The sequence below is a fragment of the Prevotella sp. P3-122 genome (genome assembly GCF_002251365.1).
GTDB lineage: Bacteria > Bacteroidota > Bacteroidia > Bacteroidales > Bacteroidaceae > Prevotella.
Genome location: NZ_NPJH01000015.1, coordinates 41,222 through 64,395, shown reverse-complemented (window position 1 = coordinate 64,395; position 23,174 = coordinate 41,222). Strand labels below are relative to the sequence as shown.

Sequence of the window (23,174 nt, the reverse complement as noted above, 5' to 3'; positions counted from 1 at the left end):
TCTTTTAAGGCTTTTGCATATAGTCTGTCAGATTGGCTTTAGCGCTCTATCTTCAGTTTATTAATTGTATATTAACCAAAACCGAACGCCTATAGAAAAGACATTTACTTAATAAAAAATATTAAGAAATGAAGAATCTTTCAGAAATGACCGATGAGGAGTTGGCATTGGCATATGCTGATGGTAACAACAAGGCGTTTGATTTACTATTGTCACGCAATCAGTCTAAATTGTTCTCGTACATCCTTTTCGTTGTCCGTGACCGCGAGAAGGCTGAGGATGTGTTTCAGGAGACTTTCGTAAAGGTTATCTCCAAACTACAGCAGGGGCGCTACGCCACCACGGGCAAGTTTGGGGCTTGGCTGGTGCGTATTGCCCACAATGTTATTATGGACAGCTACCGTGAGCGCAGGTCGGAGAAGGTTGTAGAGCCGGCAGACAACAATGACTTGTCCAACCTTGGCAATGACGAGCTTCTTGACACCAATATAGAGTGTAAGTATGTAAACGACCAGGTTATGCGTGACGTGAAGAAGATAATGAACCTTCTGCCTACACCGCAGCGCGAGGTCGTCTATATGCGCTATTACCAGCAGCTGTCGTTCAAGGAGATAGCCGAATGTACTAATGTGAGTATCAATACTGCTCTTGGTCGTATGAGGTATGCCATCTTGAACATGCGGAGGATGGCCAGAGACCATGAGCTGCAGCTGGAGCTTTATTGAGCCTGAGGTCGAAGGTCTGAGGTCTAAGGATAAAGGTCTGAGGGAAGTCTCCCCTTAAGGGAGGAGCCGTCCATATATGCTATTTCTTCAGTCCCTTCAGCCAGTGTATGGTTGCTATTGGGTCAGTAGCCTTGAATACATAGCTGCCGCTTACCAGTACGTCTACACCTGCCTCGACAAGCCTTGGTGCAGTGTCTTGCTGTACTCCTCCGTCTACCTCTATTAGAGCTTTGCTGCCAGTCTTCTCTATCAGTTCCTTTAACCGTCTAACCTTGTCAATGGTGTTCTCGATGAACTTCTGGCCTCCGAAGCCTGGGTTCACGCTCATAAGCAACACCATGTCGACATCGCGGATAATCTCTTCGAGCACAGATACTGGAGTAGAGGGATTGAGCGTTACGCCTGCTTTCATGCCTGCCGCATGAATTTCCTGTATGGTGCGGTGCAGGTGTGTGCATGCCTCGTAGTGTACATTCATGAGCATGGCGCCTGCCTTGGCTGCCTGTTGTACGTAACGTTCGGGCTGCACAATCATGAAATGTACGTCCAGTGGCTTCCTGCATACCTTTGCCACGGCCTCTATGACAGGAAAGCCGAATGAGATGTTGGGTACAAAGACTCCGTCCATGACATCAAGATGCAGCCAGTCGGCCTCGCTATTGTTTATCATCTCCATCTCCCCTTTCAGGTCAAGGAAGTTGGCGGCCAGCAATGATGGTGAAATGATAGTTTCCATTTGCCAATAATCAGTTTAGACAATAGACCTCGTTTCTGCCGTTTAGTCTGAAGACCCGGTAAGTGTGTGCTATCTGTCTGATGATGTTCAGTGTATTCTCGGACGGATTAGCTTCTTCTGAAGTAAAGTATTTCATAGGCACGCATTTGTTTGTTTACATAATCTAAACGAATCGCATTCGGTTTTATTTCATAGAAAGAAAAAAAAATATTGGTTCATCAGAAATATGGAGTGACGCATTATTATATATTATTCCTGAAGTATATTATTAACTGAAGTGGGTGAAATAGTTTGCCATAGGACATGAATACGTTTGCATCCTTGATAAGGTTAATAACCTTAAGAGCTTAAGGTTAATAACCTTAGTGGCGAAAGGTTATTAACCTTATCGGCTATGATATATATATGCATAGACCACGCAACAATATATTGTCACTCGAGATATGGCATGAACCGCAAATATGAATACGCCACAGACAAGATTTATAACATTATCGGCTATGAAGGTAACAAATACAGACCACACTGCTATTGGGTATCACACGAAATGTCGGATGAACCAAAATATTTTGTTTATGTATAGATATTATAATAATGTGTATATGTTAAAAATGTAGCCTATTGATATTTTTCTGCCTTAATAATTTGCAGATTGAAAGAAAAAGCGTACTTTTGCAAACGAACATAAGTTCAAACAATCAAAATAATAATATAATGAAAAATATTATGGTATCTCTCGCATGGTGGTGGCGTAGCTCAAGATTTCAATAGTCGTGAGTCGCTAAGCCGTGTAGTTATTCCATAAGTGAAATACAGAAGGCCTGCCGTTCTTACGACAGGCCTTATTTTTTGAATTATAAACATTAACGTTATAGGAGACTGTTATTATGGCAATGAAAGAGATTTTGGACAAGATGCTTGGACATGAGGAGCTTACCCGCGAGGAAACCCGCGACATCATATTAGCCATTACAAGGGAGGAGATTCCCAATGAGCAGATTACAGCCCTGCTGACCGGTTTACAGATGCGTGGTGTAAGCGTAGATGAGCTGTTGGGATTTAGGGATGGCATACTGGCCACGGGTGTCCCGGCCTTGCTCGACTGCGACAGGTATATAGACGTTGTCGGTACGGGTGGCGACCGCAAGAATACTTTCAACATCTCCACTACGGCCTGCTTCGTCATTGCCGGTGCTGGATATAAGGTGGCCAAACACGGCAACTATGCGGCAACATCCGTGAGTGGGGCGTCGAATGTCATCAGGCACCATGGTGTGGTGTTCACCGCAGATACCGACAAGCTCAACCGCAGCATCAACGAGTGTGGTATAGTATATCTGCACGCACAGCTCTTCGCAAGTGCCATGAAGTTTGTCGGCCCAATACGTAAGGCCTTGCAGTTCCCGACGGTGTTCAACCTGCTTGGTCCTTTAGTAAATCCATCGCAGCCCCAATGCCAGCTGCTGGGTGTGGCCAATCTCGACCAGATGCGCTTGTACAGTCAGGTGTACCAGAAATTGGGCATTGACTATGGCATAGTGAACAGTATCGACGGCTATGACGAGATAAGCCTCACTGGTGACTTCAAGGTCACTACCAACAGCTACGAGAAGGTGTTCAGTCCTGCCGACCTTGGCTTTGCCAATGCCACTCCCGAAGAGCTCGTCGGTGGAGCCAATGAGGATGAGGCTGCTGAGATTTTCGATGCCGTATTACAGAACAGGGCTTTGGAGGCACAGAAGAATGTGGTGCTTGCCAATGCGGCTTTCGGCATCCAGGTTTTGGAAAAGGGACAGAAAGACATTAGCGAGTGTATAGCCATAGCGAGGGAGTCTATAGACAGCGGCAGCGCATATGCCACCTTCCGCAAGTTTGCTGAGATTAATAGCTGAGATTAGGCCCATCATAACTCCTCATCATAATTTCCCCATAAATAAAAAAATATGAACGAAAAGGATATTCTGAGCGAGATAGTCACCAACAAGCGTCAGGAAGTAGAGACGTTTAAGCAGGTCCTGCCTTTGCGCAAACTCTACGCCATGGTGGAACAGAAGCTTTCTATGGATAATGCGCCAGTCCCGTCAATGAGGCAGTCGCTTGTGGACTCCGGTACAGGCATCATTGCCGAGTTCAAGCGCAAGTCACCGTCAAAGGGATGGATAAGACAGGACGGCAGCGCAGAGGTAATACCCTTGGCATATCAGGCCAATGGGGCTGTAGCCATAAGCATACTCACGGATACGAAGTATTTCGGCGGATATGACGAATATATAATGTACGCGCGAGAGAGTGGGGTAGTGTTGCCGATACTGTATAAGAACTTCATAATAGATGAGTATCAGCTGTTGCAGGCTCGCCATTGCGGTGCCTCTGCTGTGCTTCTTATAGCAGCCGTCCTTGAGAAGAACCATTGCCAAAAGCTTATAGACATGGCCCATGCCCTTGGTCTTGAGGTGCTTCTGGAGCTGCATGGTGAGCGTGACTTTGAGCAGGCCGACCTTGAGCCAGACATGTACGGCATAAACAACCGCAACCTGGGAACATTCAATACTGATGTTCAGAACAGTCTCAGGCTTGCCGGTCAGTTGCCGGCCGGAAGCTGCAAGGTCAGTGAGAGCGGCATATCAAGTGCAGATACTATTGCCCGGTTGCGTCAGGAGGGTTTTAAAGGTTTTCTCATTGGTGAGCATCTCATGAGGGCAGCCAGTCCCGGCGAGGAACTTGGCAGTTTTATATCACAACTAAAGTCAAAGCTATGATAATAAAGGTTTGCGGCATGCGCGATGCCGATAATATTCGTGCCGTGTCAGCCTTGGGCGTGGACATGATAGGCCTGATATTCTGGCCGCAGAGTCCAAGGTATGTCAGAATGATAAACTCGCGCAGCGGTATCATTCCCGACAAGGCAGGCGAGGGAGTCGTTGATGATGGTCTGGCAAGGCCCAAGCTCGTAGGAGTATTCGTTGACGAGATGCCACAGAACATTGTTACCAGAGTCTACAACTACACTCTTGACTATGTGCAGCTGCATGGCCACGAGAGTCCTACGATGATAGACAACCTCAGACGTACACTTGACCCAGACATACGTCCTGGCATAAAGATTATAAAGGCTGTCAGCGTTGGCTGTGCCGATGACGTGGAGCGATGCCGCGACTATGAGGGATGTGTAGACATGTTCCTCTTCGACACCCGTACTCCAAAGGTTGGCGGTAGCGGCGAGCAGTTCGACTGGTCGGTACTGGAGGCGTATACGGGCAATGTTCCGTTCCTGCTAAGTGGGGGCATAGGCCCGGACGATGCCGGACGTGTGCTAAGATTCAACCATCCCCAATTGGCAGGAATAGACATCAACAGCAGGTTCGAGACCAGTCCGGGCATAAAGGATGTGGAAAAGGTACGTCAGTTTGTTGATACCATAAAACAAAAATAAAGACATAAGATATGGAGAACAACAATAATACAGGAAAAACAGCAGACGTAGCGTCTGCGAGGAACAGGATAAACAGGCTTTTCGCAGAGCGTGGCGACCGCAAGCTGCTCTCGATATATTTCTGTGCCGGTTGTCCTACCCTTGAGGGTACTGCTGACGTGATACTGACGTTGCAGCGCAGGGGCATAGACATGATAGAGGTGGGCATACCCTTCAGCGACCCTCTCGCCGATGGCCCCGTCATTCAGAGTGCCGGTACCACAGCCCTACGCAACGGTATCACCCTTCAGCACATATTTCAGCAGCTCAAGGACATAAAGCCAATGGTCACCATTCCTCTTGTGCTGATGGGATATCTGAACGTCATCATGCATTATGGCATTGATAATTTTTTCAGAAGCTGTGTAGACAGCGGTGTTAGTGGCGTCATCATTCCTGACCTTCCTTTCAGGGACTATTTAGACGATGTGAAGCCTGTTGCTGACCGTTACGACATCAGAGTGATAATGATGATTACTCCCGAGACCAGCGAGGAGCGCATACGGTTCATTGACGAACATACTGACGGTTTTGTATATATGGTCAGCTCAGCCAGCATCACCGGGGCGCAGTCCAACTTCGACGATGCCAAGCAGGAGTATTTCCGCCACATAAACGCCATGAACCTCCGAAATCCGCGTATGATAGGTTTCGGCATCAGCAACAGACAGACCTTGCAGAGTGCCCAGGCCAATGCCGCCGGAGCAATAATAGGGTCGAAGTTCGTTACCCTACTCAACGAGCATGGTGATGCCGACAGAGCCATAACAGCATTGTATGAAGCACTTGAACATTAACCTACAACACCACGACAACAATATGGAACCAGCATATCTGCCAAACAAGGAAGGCTTCTACGGCAAATTCGGAGGAGCATATGTGCCAGAGATATTATACAAATGTGTCACCGACCTTCAGGAAGCATATATCCCCATAATGGAGAGCGACGACTTCAAGGCCGAGTTCCGTGCACTGCTGAAGGATTATGTGGGCCGTCCTTCACCGCTTTATTTCGCACGCCGAATGAGCGAGAAGTATGGTTGCCAGATATATCTGAAGCGTGAGGATCTCAATCATACCGGAGCACATAAGATAAACAATACCATTGGCCAGATACTCATGGCAAAGAAGATGGGCAAGACACGAATCATCGCCGAGACGGGAGCAGGGCAGCATGGCGTTGCCACGGCTACTGTGTGCGCATTGATGGACATGGAGTGCGAGATATTCATGGGAAAGACCGATGTCGAGCGACAGCACACCAATGTCGAGCGTATGAAGATGCTCGGAGCGAAGGTTCATCCCGTGATGACGGGAAACATGACGCTCAGCGATGCCTGCTCAGAGGCCATCCGTGACTGGTGCTGTCATCCCAAGGACACGTTCTATATCGTTGGTTCCACCATGGGACCCCATCCATATCCTGACATAGTGGCGAGGATGCAGAGTGTAATCTCCGAAGAGCTGAAGTGGCAGTTGCAGGAGAAGATAGGACGCGACTATCCCGACTATCTCGTTGCCTGCGTTGGCGGCGGGTCAAATGCTGCAGGCACCATCTTTCATTATGTTGACGATGACAGGGTGAGCATCTACCTTGCCGAGGCCGGAGGACACGGCATAGATACCAATCATACCGCCGCAACCATGCATTGCGGTACCGAGGGTATCATTCACGGCTCGCGCACACTCGTCATGCAGACTGCCGACGGACAGATAGAGGAGGCGTTCACCATAAGCGCGGGACTCGACTATCCGGGCATTGGTCCTATGCATGCGCAGTTGGCAACCCAGGGCCGCACGCACATACTCGCCATCAACGATGATGAGGCAATCTATGCCGGTTACGAGCTTACACGCCTGGAGGGTATCATACCTGCCATAGAGAGCGCGCATGCAGTGGCAGCACTTAGGAAGATGAGCTTCAAGCCCGACGATGTGGTGGTGCTTACCGTCAGCGGACGTGGTGACAAGGATGTACAGACATACCTCGATAACAGAAAAATGGCTAAGGAATATGGAGAATTCTAAATTGTTTCAGTATACTACATGCTGTCGGACTATCCTTGCCGACCTCTATACTCCCGTTGGAGTATACATGAGGCTGCGTGACCTTCATCCGCAGAGCGCGCTCATGGAGAGCTCCGACTATCACGGCAATGACAACAGCCGTTCGTTCATCGGCATCAATCCCATAGCGAGCATACGCATCGGACATGGTCTGATAGATATGGCGTTCCCCGACGGCTCCCACAGCAAGTCGCAAGTGGACATGTCGCACAAGGGAGCTGCAAAGGTGTCGGTGACGAAGGCCATAAACAGTTTCCTGTCGGCTTTCAGGGTCGAGGGAGAAGGTTCTGCCTATTGTGGTCTCTATGGCTATACATCCTTCAATGCCGTAAGATATTTTGAGGATATAGATGTTATGGACGAGACCCTTGAGCGTAACGATGCTCCTGACATAATGTATGTCCTATACAAGGACATTATAGTCTTTGACCATTTCAACAATACCCTGACCATGGTTGCCGTGTCTGACGATGCCGGTGATGCCAGCCGGGAGTTGGACACCATAGCCAAAGCCATCAGCAGACAGAATGTCAAGCCTTATGGCTTCCGTGCTATTGGCAATTCAACCTCCACACTTACTGACGAGGAGCACAAGGCCAATGTCCGCAAGTGCGTGCAGCATTGCCTCAGGGGCGACGTGTTCCAGATTGTCATCAGCCGTCGTTTTGTGCAGAGATATGAGGGTGATGATTTCCGTCTGTACCGGTCATTGCGAAGTATCAACCCCAGTCCATATCTGTTCTATTTCGACTTTGGAGGTTTCCGCATCTTCGGTTCCAGTCCCGAGACCCATAATCGTATTGTTGGCAACAAGGCGTTCATCGACCCCATTGCAGGAACGACACGCCGCACGGGCAATATGGAGCAGGACAGGAGGAATGCCGAGTTCTTGCGCAACGATGCCAAAGAGAATGCCGAGCATGTGATGCTTGTTGACCTTGCGCGCAACGACCTCAGCCGCAACTGCCACGACGTGCATGTGGACTTCTTCAAGGATATGCAGTTCTACAGCCATGTCATACACCTTGTCAGCCGTGTGAGCGGAACCCTTGATGAGGGTGCTGACAAGATAGGAGCGTTTATCGATACCTTCCCTGCCGGAACACTCAGTGGCGCGCCAAAGGTACGTGCCATGCAGATAATCAGTCAGCTTGAGCCACACAACCGTGGTGTATACGGAGGGTGCATAGGCTTCATAGGACTTAACGGAGATCTCAATCAGGCCATTGTCATCAGGACATTCGTCAGCCGAAATGGGGAACTGTGGTTCCAGGCAGGCAGTGGGGTGGTGGCAATGAGCAACGACCAGTACGAGCTGGAGGAATGCAACAATAAGCTCGGAGCACTTGTCAAGGCCATCAAAATGGCAGAAGAATAGTTTTCGCTCTTCATTTTAGGATATGTCACAAACAATCATAAGCAAACCATGCAAGGTAGTCATCATAGACAACTATGACTCCTTCACATATAATCTTGCGCACCTCGTCAAAGAGCTTGGTGCAAGTGTTACCGTATATCGCAACGACCAGTTCAGTCTTAACCAGCTGGAGCCTTTCGACAAGATACTCCTAAGTCCCGGGCCTGGCATACCCACAGAGGCAGGCCTGCTAACGGATGTTATCAGGACGTATGCAGGCCGCAAGCCTATGCTTGGGGTGTGTCTTGGCCATCAGGCCATAGGTGAGGTCTTCGGAGCAAGGCTGTCCAATCTTCCCGAGGTGTACCATGGTGTGGCTACTCCATGTGAGCTGGTGGGCCACGATGCGCTCTTTGCAGGTCTTGGCACACGCTTCACAATAGGCCGTTACCACAGCTGGGTCGTATCAAAAGAAGACTTCCCGGAGGCTCTGCAGATAACAGCCCTCTCCGAAGATGGTAACATCATGGCCTTGCGCCATCGAAACTATGCTATATGGGGAATACAGTTCCATCCAGAAAGCGTGCTCACCCCCGAGGGGCGGCAAATAATAGCTAATTGGCTGGAAATGTAGGATGAGAGTCTGGGCTATGGTGCTTTGGTCTCCATCAATGGCTTGCAGCACCAGCGCCCCACTTTCAGCATTACGGCAATGCCAGGTACCTCCTTCAGCAAGAAGTATCTTTTGCTCTGCCTAACCAACTTGCCAGAGAGTCCCTTGAGCGGGCCGTATTTTACTAACACTTCCGTACCTTTCTTCAGTTGCGCCTGCTCCTGGGTAAGGAAGTATTTCATGGTGATGTCAGGATTGCACATTATCATGAATTCCTTCATTTCGTTTGCTTCAATCTCTGCAAATTTATCACCGGGAATGTTTGTGCGCTTCATAAGTGCCGTCGGGAACGGAATGTCCGACATCGTTTTTTGTATCTCCATGAGAGATCTGTCCTTTTTGACGAAAAGGTAGTTTCTAAGCACAGGTCTTTGTATGTGTCTCCGATGATGCTCTGAGTCCTCAACAGTGGTGTTTTCAATGGGAATGAACATCTCGATACCGTTGTCAGCAAGTAGATGCGCTATATCTTCAATCCTTGGGACAAACAGCCTGACGGCAAGCCATGGCTTACCGTCGGCCGTCCGCTCGGATGGGCTTAGTTGTGTATTATAGAAGGATAGATTGTCAATCATGGAATCCACCTTTGTTTATTATTGTCTGGCGAATTTCATAGCCTTGTTGCCTCCGTCAGTTGTCACGCTCACGATGTATATGCCACGGGGTATTCCGGCAAGCGAAATGTTCTCTGTTGCTCCTGCGTTACATAGTCCAAGCGTCTTGCCAAGTACCTTGTGCCCGGATAGGGTAGAGACGGTCATGCTGGCGTGGGTGGCACGATTGAACGCAATGCGCATGATGTCGCCTTCGATAGTGATGGTTCCGTCAAATGGCGTTTCCAGGCTCTCGCAGCCAGCGGTAGCAATATTGATACATTGTTTCAGACCGTTGAGGGCATCGACCTTGCCGTAGCCCCAGTTGTTGTCTCCCTCTTCGAGAGTTCCTGTAAAGGTGTCCTTTCTTGCCGTACTCTTCATCACCTCTCTCAATTGCTCGGGTGTGAGCTGTGGGTATGCCTGTAGCCATGTGGCTACGATACCTGCCACAAATGGTGCCGACATGGAAGTGCCCTGCATGTAGCCATACATGTTGTTGCGTTCCCAGCTGTCGTTGCTGTCGGCCTGTATGATGGTTCCCGAAGCGTCGTTAGACGATACGGCAGATATGATGAAGCATCCAGGTGCGCTAATCTCCGGTTTCATTCTCCCGTCAGCGGTAGGCCCATAGCTCGAGAACGAGCTTATGTCGCCTATAGTCTCGTTGAGCGTGCCGTGGGTTCCGTTTGCAGTATAATCGTTGCGTGTGGTATAGGCACCAACCGTAAGAATACGCTTTGCCGTACCTGCAATCTCAGCTATTGTAGACGACTCTCCTGGGGCAGTAAATCCCTCTTCGTCTTTAGAGTCCAGTCCCAGCCTTGTGTTGTCTGCCCAGATGTCAATCCTTCCTGCTGTCTTGGGAGTCACCGTGATGGCAATGGCATGATTGGTCCTAATGCTCGTGAGAGCCGATGAGAGCGTGACATGAGGCTTGCCGTTGAGTGGGCTTGTCTCCGAGGCAACAGTCCATTTGCCGGTAGTGTATCGTGCCAGCTCTATGTCTGTGACCCCGTCATTGGGGTATGCCGTTGCAGAGACAACGTCCTTCTTGTTGAACAGGCTATATGCGGATATGTCCACCGTGAAGTCGGTTCCCTGCTCGCCCCATATCTCTATGTCGCCACCAACGTTGACAGTCGATGGTGCGGTCTTGTATGTCACGAAAGTCTTAAGCGGTGTGTCGTCAGCCGACGAGAAACTGTGGGAAATATGGAACTTGTCTGCCCTGTGGTTGCCGGCTGCACCCACGATGAGCCTTCCCGGTCCCTGCATGGCATCAGCCATGGTGTCGAATGTCGATGTACCGTCGTGCGGTCCCTGATGGTTGCCAAGGCTAAGGTTCACCACGCATGGCATATCCATAGCGTCGGCATAGTCGTAGATGTAGGCTATGGCATTGCTGATGTCGGCACTTGTGCACGACTCCAGGTCTACGGCCACGAGCACTATGTCTGCCCCTGGGGCATTGCCTCTGTATGCTCCCGACTTGTACGGGTCAGAGCCAGTCGCTATGCCGGCCACATGCGTGCCATGCGAGTTCTCGGAGTTGTCGCCCATGGCCCTGGCTATCAGCTCTGGAGTGTCAAGCTCAATGCCGTAGCCATACTTCTCAGGAGCCTTGGCACCCTCGAAAGTGGAGTTCTTCTGCTCCCATATCTTCCTTATCCTCAGGCTTCCGTCAGTGGGGTTTCTGAATGCGGCGTGCGTATAGTCAAATCCCGCGTCGACAATGCCTACTATCACTCCCTTGCCTGTATATGGCTGGTCAAGCGATGTGGCGTTGTGTACCATGTCCACTCCTGTCTCTGCCCTTGCCACGTCGAGCATGGTCTGTGGTGATGCCGTTACCTGCACGTATTCCACACCTTCAGCCCCGGCAATGCTTTCAATCTTCGACATTGCTACTCTCACTGTTGCCGTGTTGCCAAAGTTGCTTATAGGTGTCAGTCCCAGCTGTTGCCAGCTGGTCTTTCCGGGAGTAATGGTCACGTATGCCGTAACCGTCTTGTCTTCCTGTGCGCCTGCCCTGGTGCCCGTGTTCTCAAGCCCGTGTACCATAATGGCCGTCTTGGGCGACATGCTGTTTTGGGCGGTCAGGCCTGTGGGCATGGCAGCCATGGCTACACCTATTATATATATATATAGTCTCTTCATGGTGTGATTAGTGTTGTGCTTTATCTTACCAACACCTTCTTGGTGTATTTCTTTCCGTTGGCTACGGCAGAGATGATGTACATTCCTTTCTTGAGCCTTGATGTTCCGTCAACCATGCGTCCCGAGAGGTCGTATGCGCTAACCCTGTCACATTGACCGTTAACGCGTATCATTCCGTCCTCGACATATATTGCAGGAACATCATCCCTGCTTACGCTGTTGCTGATGCCAGTGGTGAATCCATTTTGTGTATAGCTTTCGCCAATCTTTGTCTCAATGCAGTTGTAGACATTGTTTGCGCTGTTGTTTGCCGGGTCGAATCCTGCGACAAAAGCTACAAGGTGCATCTTGTCAAGCTCTGTGGCCCAAGTCACCTGGCTGGGGTCTGTGCCGTTGTCCTCCAATGAGGCATCGCTCCAGTAGCTTGACCTTATAGCCTCGGGCAGTACGAATGTCTTTGTCCATACCACTTCCTTGCCGGGAGTGAAGTCGGTGGCTATTCCCCATGCATTGCCTGTTACAGTTCCGCGGAATACATGGCGGTGGCAGTAGTTGGCGCCGCCGTTGTTCTGGAATGCAAAGATGCTGTCCTGTGTCAGGAAAACGTTGAATACGTTCTGTGCTCCGGGCAAGTTGGTATGTGGCTTGATGGCCAGGGTAAGAGTCACCTCGCGTGTGGCCTCGTCGAATGAGCTTTCCATCTTCATCGAAACGTATGGCTTGTTGCTGTTGGCATAAGTAATGAGGTTCTGTGCATTAGCGACAGATGTGCATTCGAGTACTGGAGCTGCTGCGCCAATAAGAGGGTTTGTGGTGCGGTTCACCATGATGGCAGGAGCATAAGTAGAGGTGCCGTAGCCGTCGTAGAAGAACAGATAGTCCATGTCCTCGGCCATGCTGAACATGTCGGCATAGTAGCCGGAGTGGTGCTCAACTACTACGGCCGGTATCTCGGCATACTTGCTGATGGCATTGTTCATGATGGAGTGTCCTGATGGGCAGTTGCTGCATGTCTGTCCTGTAAATCCCTCGATTAGCATGTTCCTCTCCATGTCTGCGGGATAGAAGAATATGTTCTCGGTGTAGGTGTTGTCGCTCATGTCGTCGTCGTCATCGGCATTATTGACATTGTTTACCGATATAGAAATAGGTGTGTTGCCCGATGTTGTCGTCGACAGCTCTGGCAGGGTTATTGAGTAGCTTGCTCCTGGCTGTATGTTGACATTCTCAACCTTCAGTGCTACAGTCTTCCCGTCTATGTTGATGTCTGTATTGAAGCTTGTTACCGCTTTAGTACCGAAGTTCTTTACATTTGCGCTTAGCGTATAGTCTTTTCCTGCTGTGTAGTAACCGTCAAGGTTGTTGTGTGCCATGATGATGTCGCAGAAGCTGGGTGCGTCTGCAATCTCTGCTGTTATGTTGGCACATCCTGCGCCGATGCCATAGGTGTCTGTCCATTCACCGTCCTTATAAGCGAAATTGCAGTTGGGGATGTCTGCGTCGAAGTCTGCCGACAGCATGTTGTATGATGTGGCAATCTCGGCTGTGTAGCCAACGTACAGCTCAGTCTCCTCACCTGTGATGACGTAGGGAGTGTCGAGAGTGTAGGTAAGCCACTGCAGAGCCTTGCTGAGGCTGAGGTCACCTTCTGCTATAGGTGTGCCTTCGAGTGACGTTGCTACAAATATGTGCGCGTTGTTCCCCGTGGTGTTCCTTGAGCCTACGGCAATGTTCACAGCACTTATGCTCTTTCCCTTTAGCGTTTGGAGCTTTTCCCTGCTAAACCTTATGGCTTGTCCCTGCTTGGTTGTAGAGCCCATTCTGAAAACACTTGTCCTACTGATGGTGCCGTTGGTGTAGCCTATGGTGCTAGCTTTCATTCCGAATGTTGAAAGAGCCATGAGTGACAGGCCCAGAATTATATGCTTCATTCCTTATTTATAATTAGATGTTAGTTATGTGATTGAAAACAAATAGTTTGCAAAAGTACTTATTTTTGTCCAATACGGCAAGTTTAATCAGAAATTTATGCAAATTTATAGTTGCATTTCAGTAATAATTAGTAACTTTGCACACGATTTTTACTATTCAACTATTATTTTTATTCATATTTTAAACATATTTTGGAATGAGACATTTTCTACTTAAAGCGATGTTGCCCCTTGTAATGGCCATCGCTTCATCCGTGTCAGCATTTGCGGAGAACGTTGTCTACGGTATTGTACCGTCATCGTCTTTTGGCGGTAAGACAACCTCTTTCGATATTGATGCTGTAAATGCTGACGAAAAGCTGGCAATAACTACCGATCTCGACCTTACAGGTGTCGATGGTGTTAAATGTGCGGCATCTGTTGGTGACAAGTATTTTGCGTTTGTTACATATTATGATGAGGAGACTTATGATGATGTAGTGGCATTTGCAACTGTCAATTTCACCACAGGCAATGTTGTATACGTAAACAACTACTCCTATGCCTACGGCAATCCGGGCTACTCGCTTTGCGGTATGGCCTACAATGCTGCTACCGGTGTACTCTATGGTATTGAGAACGTACTGCTCGACGAAGGTGGCTACGAGACTGTTCTCTACAGCATTGACCAGACAAACGGAACTCTTACTGAGGTGACCCGCTACAGCCACAAGTTCTGTGCCATTGCCTGTGATGCCAATGGAAAAATCTATCTTTTCGAGAACGAGGTTCACGGCACCAAGTCTTGTCCTAATGTTTATGAGTTCGACAGCATGTTTGGCCTAAGCCAGACGCTTTCCAACGAGGAGGTGTCATGCGGCTTCGGCTCACAGTGCAGCGTAGTGTTCTCCGCCGAGGGCAACAAGATCTATTATGTTGTAGGCAGTGTCGTTATGGAAATAGACCTCGACACCAAGACCATTGTCAACAAGGGTTCTCTCGCCAAGGTTGTTGCCGGCCTCACCGCAACCAAGTCTTCTGCCGACGGCGAGGCTACCGAGGCTCCGGAGAAGGAGGAGAAAAACACCCGCTTCCTTGTCTGCAAGACACAGTATGGTGACGCCATGGGCTATGTATCGAACGATGTGGACATGAAGAAGACCTATTACTTCTACAACTACGACGGCAACGTAAGCCGCACCGCTAACTATGGTAGAACATACGGTACTACCAATGCCGCTATGGACTATGAGATAATGTATTACACCAAGAACCGTTTCGACCAGAATGGCAACATTGCCCATACTACTGAATACCAGTGGGGTGTCTATGACCTTGGCGATATGGCATGGAAGAAGACCTTTAATGAGGTTGACTATAAGTACAACGAGGCCGGGCAGCTTATCCAGGACAGCACCTCAACCTATTATACAAAGTATTTCTACAACGAGGATGGCACAATTGCCAAAACGGAAAAGTACTACAGCTCTTCTGACAAGCTGGGTGTTACAGTTACATACGGTGAGTATCTTGCCCCGGGCAAGCCTCTCTCCTATGTTTCGAAAGGAGTATGGGAATCCGACACGTTCAATGCTACTATTGAGTACGACGACAATGGCAACAAAGTTTCTGAGGCTCACTTTGTATCAGGCAATGTTCCTAAATACAAGCAGGTAGAGGAATGGACTTACGAAGGCACAAGGCTTGTAGAATACTTGAAAACAATGTATAATTCCAATAACGAGCCAGAACCATATCTCAAGACTTCCTACTGGCTCCTCAATGGTGACGAGAACCAGGTGATGAGCACTGACTCTACTTATTATGAAGGAAAATGGTCGCTCAGCGGTCGTCCTACTCTGTGTACATACTCCGACTTCAACGGCATGGACAATATGACCCGCATGGATATCAGGGCAGAACTGGACCCCGTAGAAATCAACACGGCCAACCTCTCGTTCTCTATTCCTGAGCTTGCATACTCTATGGCCTGTAAGTTTGTAATCTATCGTGACGGTATCGCTATCGACACTTGTGACGTTCAGGATATTCTTGACTTCGACACTTATGAATGCCATTATCAGGACAAGAATGTTGTCAATGGCACACACGAGTATTTCGTGCAGCCTATATTCGGCAGTGGCAGCGACTTCGATGAAGAGGCCATGGTATGGAATGGCTACTATATCTCCGACATCGTCACCCTTGACATGAACACTGAGCTTCCGGCCGTCAGCGACCTGCGCTTGGCCAGCGGATATAAGGTTGTCGTAGGCAGTGGCTTCACCTCTACCGTAGACAAATATGCTGTTGTCGGCTGGACCAACCCCTCATATCCAGAGGAACTCGGCTTCATCAGCAATGGTCTTTATCTCGACTCATACCAGATGGCAGACAGCATAACGTCTGATCCGCAGGTAAGTGAGCTCCCTTCCAACGTGTGGAAGCAATCAACAGACTTCTTCGTAGTAACACGCTACAAATATGGCAAGGCTATCTCTGATACCATCACTGTGACGATGACTAATGTCGATGCAGCCATAGCGGCAGGCGTTGACAATCTTACAATTGATGGCGACGTGGCTCTTACGGTCAATGGCCGCTCAATCACACTCAGTTCTGCTGCCAACGTGTCTGTATTCTCAGCCAACGGACAGCTTGTCGCAAGAAAGGACAACACCGATGCCCTGGAGCTTGATGCCCTGCCTGCCGGTACCTACGTCATAAGCGTGGAGAGTAACGGCAAGATTGCCGCATACAAGTACAGCCTGAAATAAACAAGAGCTATATTGCACTAATGTGAAATAAGTAAAACTATTCTGTAATGAAATCTATTCTGTTTTTTGCTGCCATGCTTTTTACAAGCGTGGCAGCGTGGGCGCAGAGCTCTGCTGCCAAGCCAGTGATATTGAAGTCACCGGCGGATTTCCAAATCCTGGACATCTCGCCCAACGGCAAGTGGGCATGCGGTTGCTTCAATGACTATTCGTATGTCAACTATGGCTTCCGCTGGAACCTTGAGAGCGATGAGGTAGAGATGCTCAGCACTACTGCCACATCCGAGGCTTTCGCTATCACAAACGATGGTGTCGTTGTCGGTATGTACACCGACAACACCTATAATGCCAATGGGGCTGACTTCCAGATGCCAGGCTACTATAAGGATGGCTCATGGTATGCCCTTGAGTTGCCTGCCGGCACTCTTGAGAGCGGTATGGCATACGCTGTAACACCCGATGGACAGTACATTGCCGGTGTGGTAGTGACAAACGGCATCTTCGCAGGCTATATCTGGAAGGACGGCAAGCTCTACAGGACACTTGACAATACGCGCCACGCTATTCCCTATGGTATATCTCCCGACGGACAGTCGGCAACGGGATGGGTACAGCAGTACAACCGTACAGCATGCTACTGGGATGCCGAGGGCAACACCAACCTGCTCTCCGACTATCAGTCGCCTTGGAGCTCGGGACGCTCGTTCTCGCCCGATGGCACCAAGATACTCTACTGGGGCGGATGGGATGACGGTGAGGTACCGCAGCTATATGCCGTCTACGACATCGCTACCAAAACCAGCTCTAAACTGCCAACGATAAGACCAGAGGCGGGACTGGATGTCCTCGACATCAGCAACAAGGGTACAGTGGTTGGCTTTGAGGACCAGATGGGATATATCTACCAGGATGGCAAGGCACAGTATGTTGACGAGTATCTTGCAGCCAAGGGTATTGACCTTTCCACGCTCGGAGTCCTCCTTGGAACAGGCGAAGAGGAGGTGGCCGATGATGCGCGCTACCAGCTCTTCAGGGTACAGTGTATATCACCGGACGATGACATACTGGGAATTATCTATTATGACGACTCCAAGGATGAGGAAGGCAACTATGCTGTCTCTATGAGGTCTATGATCATCAAGTTCAACGAGAACGCCACCAACCTTTCTCCTGTTGCTGTAAAGGCTCAGCAACTCTCGGGCATCATGTCGGCTTTGGTGACTTGGAAGAAAAATGTCGCTGCCGATGGAGTAACGGGATATAATCTCTATCGCAATGGCGTGAAAGTCAACGATGCGCCATTGACCGAACCGTCGTATGCTGACACCAACCTTGAAAGCGGACAGTATACCTATACCGTTACGGCACTGTATGGTGACGTGGAGTCTGACAAGAGCGAGCAGGTGTCGGTAACTGTTGCTCCGCAGGCCATATCATCGCCTGTGGCACTCTACGCAAGGCAGCGTGGCTACAACTCGGCAGTGGCTCAGTGGATGCGCCCCGACAGCAACTTCCCCACAAAGACCTACTACGATGCCAATACTGACAATCTTCAGGGCTTCGGAGTGAACGTAGAGGGATTTGAATACGAAAATGCCATCAGATTCAGCAAGGCTGAGATGTCGGCATACAAGAACCTCAAGATTAGAAGTGTGGGCTTCTGCCCAATGTCGAAGCAGGCTTCATGGAAGATCAACCTCTATACATACAGCGAGGATGGGGCACTGGTGAAGTTCTACTCGCAGAACGTCACCCAGGAACTCAACTACGGACAGAAGAATACTGTAGTGCTCGACACTCCGCAGAATGTGCCTGACGGCGAACTGGTTGTTGCCGTAGAGGTATCGGTAAGCAGCGCCTCGCAGAACATCACGGGTATGTGCTACGGCAAGTCGGTAGACGAATACTCTGACTTGCTGCGCCTCACCTATGAGCCGGACTTCTATTCCCTGAACAGCATGTCTCTTGCAGGAGGCTATCTCTACTCGGCATCATGGAACATTGATATAAACCTTGCAGCAGAGGGTGCCGATGCCTCCATCGACAATGTCGACCACTACAACGTCTTTGTTGACGGCAAGCAGGCAGCTACCGCTACGGAGACATCATGCCTCATTAAGTCTGTTGCTGATGGCTCGCACACTCTTGCCGTCAGTGCTGTCTATGCCAATGGCAAGGAGTCGCCACAGCGTCAGACTACTCTCGATATCGCGGCAAACAGCAGCGTTCTGCCTGCCGTGGAGAATGTGGGCGTAGCTGTAGAAGGCTCATCGGCTATCAAGGCCACTTGGCAGCAGCCTACTGACAAGGATGCCAACACCGTAACATACGCTGGAAAGATTCCGTCATCTAAAGGCGTCGTAGGACCAGAGTCAAACAACTACGGTCTCATGGCAGGCGCAATCTATACTCCCTCCATGCTTAAGGGCTACGATGGCTACCGCGTGAAGGCCGTAAGGTTCTACCCCATGGGTGATGCAATGTTCACTGTCTATATCTACAAGGACAACGAACTGCTCTGTGAGATTCCGGTAGACGACTACACCATTGCAAAGTGGAATGTTGTTCCTCTCGACCAGGAAATCACCATTAGCGACAAGTCCAACTACCGTCTTGTCATCGACTGTTACGATGTGACACCTAATGCCAATGCCATCGCCGTAGACATTAACTCTCCTGTAACATACTACTCTGACCTGTATTCTATCGACGGAGAGTCATGGGAGTCTATTTCCACTGCAGCCGTTTATGGCAACTGGATGATGGGACTCGACATAGAGGATGCTGAAGGTGTGGCGCTTGACGTGGCTGGCTACGATGTCAGAATTGATGGTGCCAAGAAGAACAGCGACATGATTACAGCTACCGAGTTCAGCTATGACTTCGGTGCAGAGGATGCCGTACAGCACACCATCAACGTGGATGTTTACTACAACGTAAGTCCAACCAGCGTGTCGGGTACCACCAACCGCTTCTTCATTGGTGCTGCTGGCATTGACGACAACACCATAGCGCGTCTGGAGGTTCGCCAGGGTGACAATGAGGTTACAGTAGCCGGCGACAACGTGACATCTGTAGACATTGTTGCCGCAAATGGTGCTACGGTAGCATCTGCAACAGGCAATACAGTCGCCATAAATGGTCTCTCGGCAGGCATCTATGTCGTAAAGGCTGTTGTGGACGGAAAGACTGTTGCACGCAAAATTCAGATTGTGAAGTAAGGAATCTATTTATTAGGGTGCCCAAATTGATATGCAAGAATTGGGCACCCTAATTCTGAAATTCAAGTCCGTAATTGTTGCGCCGTAAGCGCAAAAGTACATAGCCCAGGGTAGAGCGTAGCGACACCCTGGGCTTTGTGCATGTACGTAATTGACGCACTGAAGGCACAAAAGCATAGATGACAACAGTGAAAGGTACATTTTGTACATCAAACTGTACACCCTATTTAATAAGTTAAAAATATATTAGTGTTGAGGAATTTTGGATGAAATCTTTTTGGTAAGTCAGCCATAATGACTATATTTGCACATAATTATTTGACAACCAACATTTTCATAAACCTCGACAATATAACAAATCGATATGAGTAACAATGTTTTACCCGATAACCCTATCATTTCATCCATAGGATTACCCTCAAGCTCAAAACATAGTGTATGGAGAAAGACCATACTTGCCTTGGTTGTGCTTGTACTGCATGTGTCCGCGGCAGGTGCTGACGCCCTCGACAACTTGGAAAGAGCTATGAGAAACAATGCGCAGATACAGGAGAAGGTGTATGTGCAGACCGACAACACATGCTACTTTGTCGGCGACACTCTGTGGTACAAGGCGTTTGTGCTTAGGGCAGACGACCACAGGCCTACCGACATGAGCAAGATGCTCTATGTGGAACTGCTGTCACCAGACGGAGTTCTCGTAGAGCGCCAGCGTGTGATAGTCAGTCCCAAGGGAATGACTTGCGGGCAGTTCGTGCTGACCGACAGCCTGTATAGCGGCTATTACGAGATTAGGGCATATACCCGCTGGATGCTTAATTTCAATGTGTCGCAGAAGAGTTACACCCGCGATGACAAGCACAAGTTCTACAGCAACCAGATGGCAAAGGACTATTTCCGTGATTGGGAAGGACTCTATTCCCGGGTGCTGCCCGTGTTCAGCAAGCCCACAACAGCGGGCGACTACGACGGCAAGTATATGTACGGAAGACCAAAGCAGGAGATGGATTACGTGGAGAAACCAAGCCTGCAAGTGAGCTTCTATCCCGAGGGTGGCAATCTGGTGGAGGGAAAGGCATGCCGTATGGCATTCGAGATTTCTGACCGTGACGGACAGGCTCTCTCACTTAAAGGACAGCTCTCTGATGGCACACCGCTCACGGCTGGCTATCTTGGACGTGGCACCGTGACTTTTGTTCCAACCGGACAGAGCGCATCCTTCGAGTGGAAAGGCAAGACATGGAAGTTTGAACTGCCCAAGGTGCAACCAGTGGGCGTGGCAATGCAGTATGATGATGGGAAAGTGAAATGGGAGAGCGCAGGTGTGCAGGTTGCTGCCGTAGCCGTGACATGCCGTGGACGCTTGAGCTATTTCGAACGGACATCGCAGAACGGGGCCTCCCTTCCTGCCGACAGCCTTTCGTCGGGTGTCAACGAGCTGCTACTCCTCGACTCTGAAGCCAGGATATTGGCTTCGAGACTGTTCTTTGTCGATAAAGGCGATGCCGTGCGGCATATCAGCGTTAGTTCTGACAAACTCGACTACATGCCGTTCGAGCCTATCAATATCAGCGTTACAGGTGCCCAGCCGCACATGCCTCTGGCATTGTCTGTACGTGACAGGCGCACGGATGACACTTCGTATGATGACGGCAACATGTTTACCGAGCTGTTGCTCTGCTCCGACCTGAGAGGCTTCATCCCATCTCCGGCATACTATTTCTCGTCATCCGAGCCTTCGCGCAAGCACGACCTCGACCTGCTGCTTATGGTGCAGGGATGGAGACGCTATGAGCGTGTGCCCATGCTGCGCTACAAGCCTGAGCATACACTTACTTACGAGGGTACGGTAAACAAGATGCTGGGAGTGGACATTCTTGACATCAATGACATTGAGAGTCTCGACAGCCACGAGAGTGTTGCCGACGAGGCCATACGCCGTGCCGAGGATGCCGTGACCGAGGGAGGAGTAGATATGATGGGGCAAAGCACCGACAACTCTGTTGACGAGACCAATGCCAAGGCTGTTGACGATGCTGCCAAGGCTGAGACTACGATTGCGGACGATGATGCCGCATTGCAGATAGAGCAGACTTATCTCGGTGTCAACCATGGGAACCTGAAAAAGGAAGTGCTTGTTGAGGCAGAGCTTGTAAAGGACGGAGTCACCTGCGGGGCTGTGCAGAAGACCACTGACGGCGGACACTTCGTCTTCGAGCTGCCACCATTCTACGGCAAGGCCGCACTTTTTGTCAAGGCATACAACGAGAAGGACTCGCTGAAGAAGTCGATGGAGGCTGGCAAAGACAAGGGCAGACTCAACGAGGAGGCTTATCCCGATTTCTATGTCAAGCAAGACTTGTTCTTCCCTGTTTTCCCGCACCCTTATTCGTGGTATCAGACTCACCAGCCAGAATGGCGAAACATGATGATTGATAATGGCATCGATATGGCTGATGGCTCCAAGCTCGATGGCGACCACACGCTGTCAACAGTCAAGGTTGACGCCAAGCGACGTAGCCGCAGGGCGGTAGACTTCCGTAAGCCGGCCTTGGTGATAGACGCATACGATCTTTATAATTTAGCCACAGACAGAGGACTGTCATGGGGACTGCCGAACATGGGAACTTTCCCTCCTGTGGCATGCTTCACGGTGTATGCCAACATGAACCGTCACCGTGACTACAACGTACGCGCGCTGTTGGACAGCTCGTATGTGTTCTTCCAGAACTTCAGCTCACATCTGGCATATATCAAGAACAGGAGTAATGCGGCTGTCTTCCGTGACCTCCATCTTCGCCGTATCCAGAACTTCAGGTTCTATACCGACTTTGAGCCACGAAATGCTGACGCATGGCATACAGAGTCGCTGAACCTTGAGGATGTCACGCTCGTCTATGAGCTGCTGCCTGACGATGGTACAAGATATACATATCGTGACCGCCGCTATCTGTTCGATGGATTTGCCCGCCCTGCGGCTTTCTATTCACCCAACTACTCCAACTCCCGTCCGCAGCAGGGCGAAGACTATCGCCGCACGCTCTACTGGAACCCCAATGTCATGCCCGACGACGAAGGCAATTTCAATGTCACCGTCTACAACAACGGCAGGGAAACCAGGGTAAGGGTAAACGCGGAAGGAATAACAAGCGACGGAAAGGTCATGCTACCAACTTTCTGAATGGTAACTTGGGGCAGATAAAAGCTTTTTTTGTATTGCTGTCCGATAAAACTCTTTTTGCCCGGCTCAAAAAAGTTTTATCGGACAGCAATAATTTTCAACTGAGACCAACTTCCTGAATGACGAGTCCCTTACACACAAAAAAATCGGATGTCTCACGACAACCGATTTTCAAAAAACAAACTACTTAAAAACTAATCTACTAAAACAAATCAAAAAATATCTTATCGCGTATGTTGTTCTGCGTTTCTCTTTCTTTGTGGGTGCAAAGTTAGCGTGTTTTATTTAACTGACCAAACATT

Annotated in this window: 16 protein-coding genes; 11 read left to right on the top strand and 5 right to left on the bottom strand. The window is 49.6% G+C overall.

All coding sequences use genetic code 11. The annotated features are described in order from the left end of the window. Positions 1–128: 128 nt before the first annotated feature. Positions 129–725, top strand: a complete 597-nt coding sequence (locus tag CIL02_RS03075) for a sigma-70 family RNA polymerase sigma factor (protein ID WP_094399017.1) — start codon at positions 129–131, stop codon at positions 723–725. A gap of 79 nt (positions 726–804) precedes the next feature. Here the strand turns inward: CIL02_RS03075 and rpe are convergent, their stop codons facing one another. Both rpe and CIL02_RS16840 read right to left on the bottom strand, forming a co-directional pair. After that, positions 805–1,461, bottom strand: coding sequence for a ribulose-phosphate 3-epimerase (rpe, locus tag CIL02_RS03070; RefSeq protein WP_094399016.1), 657 nt, complete (start codon positions 1,459–1,461; stop codon positions 805–807). A gap of 10 nt (positions 1,462–1,471) precedes the next feature. Beyond that, complete coding sequence (locus tag CIL02_RS16840; RefSeq protein ID WP_256387544.1) at positions 1,472–1,597, bottom strand: hypothetical protein; 126 nt, start codon at positions 1,595–1,597, stop codon at positions 1,472–1,474. A 751-nt stretch (positions 1,598–2,348) separates the two neighbouring features. Between CIL02_RS16840 and trpD the strand changes: the two genes are divergently transcribed. From trpD to CIL02_RS03030, 7 genes are read left to right on the top strand one after another with little or no spacing between them, the layout of a single operon-like run. Then, on the top strand, positions 2,349–3,353 hold the full coding sequence (trpD, locus tag CIL02_RS03060; RefSeq protein ID WP_170934993.1) for an anthranilate phosphoribosyltransferase: 1,005 nt from the start codon (positions 2,349–2,351) through the stop codon (positions 3,351–3,353). A gap of 51 nt (positions 3,354–3,404) precedes the next feature. Beyond that, the gene (gene trpC, locus CIL02_RS03055) at positions 3,405–4,220 is read left to right on the top strand and encodes an indole-3-glycerol phosphate synthase TrpC (protein WP_094399014.1); all 816 of its coding nucleotides are present in this window, start codon (positions 3,405–3,407) and stop codon (positions 4,218–4,220) included. Continuing rightward, the gene (locus tag CIL02_RS03050; protein WP_094399013.1) at positions 4,217–4,894 is read left to right on the top strand and encodes a phosphoribosylanthranilate isomerase; all 678 of its coding nucleotides are present in this window, start codon (positions 4,217–4,219) and stop codon (positions 4,892–4,894) included. Before trpC ends, CIL02_RS03050 begins: the two co-directional genes overlap by 4 nt. A gap of 11 nt (positions 4,895–4,905) precedes the next feature. Next, positions 4,906–5,730: a tryptophan synthase subunit alpha gene (trpA, locus tag CIL02_RS03045; protein ID WP_094399012.1), complete on the top strand. Its 825-nt coding sequence runs from the start codon at positions 4,906–4,908 to the stop codon at positions 5,728–5,730. A 22-nt stretch (positions 5,731–5,752) separates the two neighbouring features. Then, positions 5,753–6,961: a tryptophan synthase subunit beta gene (trpB, locus tag CIL02_RS03040; protein ID WP_094399030.1), complete on the top strand. Its 1,209-nt coding sequence runs from the start codon at positions 5,753–5,755 to the stop codon at positions 6,959–6,961. Continuing rightward, a complete protein-coding gene (locus CIL02_RS03035; RefSeq protein ID WP_094399011.1) occupies positions 6,948–8,378 on the top strand; it encodes an anthranilate synthase component I family protein in 1,431 nt (476 codons plus the stop codon). The genes trpB and CIL02_RS03035 overlap by 14 nt, the downstream gene beginning before the upstream one ends. 22 nt (positions 8,379–8,400) lie before the next feature. Next, positions 8,401–8,991, top strand: coding sequence for an aminodeoxychorismate/anthranilate synthase component II (locus CIL02_RS03030; protein ID WP_094399010.1), 591 nt, complete (start codon positions 8,401–8,403; stop codon positions 8,989–8,991). Positions 8,992–9,005: 14 nt separating this feature from the next. Here CIL02_RS03030 and CIL02_RS03025 read toward each other — a convergent pair whose 3' ends face one another. The 3 genes from CIL02_RS03025 to CIL02_RS03015 are packed head-to-tail and all read right to left on the bottom strand — an operon-like array spanning position 9,006 to position 13,714. Next, complete coding sequence (locus tag CIL02_RS03025; RefSeq protein ID WP_094399009.1) at positions 9,006–9,605, bottom strand: UpxY family transcription antiterminator; 600 nt, start codon at positions 9,603–9,605, stop codon at positions 9,006–9,008. Between the two features lie 18 nt (positions 9,606–9,623). Continuing rightward, on the bottom strand, positions 9,624–11,783 hold the full coding sequence (locus CIL02_RS03020) for a S8 family peptidase (protein ID WP_094399008.1): 2,160 nt from the start codon (positions 11,781–11,783) through the stop codon (positions 9,624–9,626). A 20-nt stretch (positions 11,784–11,803) separates the two neighbouring features. Then, the gene (locus CIL02_RS03015; RefSeq protein WP_094399007.1) at positions 11,804–13,714 is read right to left on the bottom strand and encodes an Omp28-related outer membrane protein; all 1,911 of its coding nucleotides are present in this window, start codon (positions 13,712–13,714) and stop codon (positions 11,804–11,806) included. A gap of 197 nt (positions 13,715–13,911) precedes the next feature. Here CIL02_RS03015 and CIL02_RS03010 point away from each other — a divergent pair, with 197 nt between their 5' ends. From CIL02_RS03010 to CIL02_RS03000, 3 genes are all read left to right on the top strand, one after another. After that, positions 13,912–16,470: a T9SS type A sorting domain-containing protein gene (locus CIL02_RS03010; RefSeq protein WP_141210096.1), complete on the top strand. Its 2,559-nt coding sequence runs from the start codon at positions 13,912–13,914 to the stop codon at positions 16,468–16,470. A gap of 47 nt (positions 16,471–16,517) precedes the next feature. Next, positions 16,518–19,691: a hypothetical protein gene (locus CIL02_RS03005; RefSeq protein WP_094399005.1), complete on the top strand. Its 3,174-nt coding sequence runs from the start codon at positions 16,518–16,520 to the stop codon at positions 19,689–19,691. A 364-nt stretch (positions 19,692–20,055) separates the two neighbouring features. Next, the gene (locus CIL02_RS03000) at positions 20,056–22,872 is read left to right on the top strand and encodes a hypothetical protein (RefSeq protein WP_240513506.1); all 2,817 of its coding nucleotides are present in this window, start codon (positions 20,056–20,058) and stop codon (positions 22,870–22,872) included. Positions 22,873–23,174: the final 302 nt, after the last annotated feature.

Excerpts from the sequence above, each read along its gene's own strand:
- CIL02_RS03020 (WP_094399008.1), bottom strand. The coding sequence starts at position 11,783 with ATGAAGAGACTATATATATATATAATAGGTGTAGCCATGGCTGCCATG.
- CIL02_RS03015 (WP_094399007.1), bottom strand. The coding sequence starts at position 13,714 with ATGAAGCATATAATTCTGGGCCTGTCACTCATGGCTCTTTCAACATTC.
- trpB (WP_094399030.1), top strand. The coding sequence starts at position 5,753 with ATGGAACCAGCATATCTGCCAAACAAGGAAGGCTTCTACGGCAAATTC.
- trpD (WP_170934993.1), top strand. The coding sequence starts at position 2,349 with ATGGCAATGAAAGAGATTTTGGACAAGATGCTTGGACATGAGGAGCTT.
- CIL02_RS03030 (WP_094399010.1), top strand. The coding sequence starts at position 8,401 with ATGTCACAAACAATCATAAGCAAACCATGCAAGGTAGTCATCATAGAC.
- CIL02_RS03025 (WP_094399009.1), bottom strand. The coding sequence starts at position 9,605 with ATGATTGACAATCTATCCTTCTATAATACACAACTAAGCCCATCCGAG.
- CIL02_RS03075 (WP_094399017.1), top strand. The coding sequence starts at position 129 with ATGAAGAATCTTTCAGAAATGACCGATGAGGAGTTGGCATTGGCATAT.
- CIL02_RS03005 (WP_094399005.1), top strand. The coding sequence starts at position 16,518 with ATGAAATCTATTCTGTTTTTTGCTGCCATGCTTTTTACAAGCGTGGCA.
- CIL02_RS03010 (WP_141210096.1), top strand. The coding sequence starts at position 13,912 with ATGAGACATTTTCTACTTAAAGCGATGTTGCCCCTTGTAATGGCCATC.
- trpA (WP_094399012.1), top strand. The coding sequence starts at position 4,906 with ATGGAGAACAACAATAATACAGGAAAAACAGCAGACGTAGCGTCTGCG.
- CIL02_RS03000 (WP_240513506.1), top strand. The coding sequence starts at position 20,056 with ATGAGTAACAATGTTTTACCCGATAACCCTATCATTTCATCCATAGGA.
- rpe (WP_094399016.1), bottom strand. The coding sequence starts at position 1,461 with ATGGAAACTATCATTTCACCATCATTGCTGGCCGCCAACTTCCTTGAC.
- CIL02_RS16840 (WP_256387544.1), bottom strand. The coding sequence starts at position 1,597 with ATGAAATACTTTACTTCAGAAGAAGCTAATCCGTCCGAGAATACACTG.
- CIL02_RS03050 (WP_094399013.1), top strand. The coding sequence starts at position 4,217 with ATGATAATAAAGGTTTGCGGCATGCGCGATGCCGATAATATTCGTGCC.
- CIL02_RS03035 (WP_094399011.1), top strand. The coding sequence starts at position 6,948 with ATGGAGAATTCTAAATTGTTTCAGTATACTACATGCTGTCGGACTATC.
- trpC (WP_094399014.1), top strand. The coding sequence starts at position 3,405 with ATGAACGAAAAGGATATTCTGAGCGAGATAGTCACCAACAAGCGTCAG.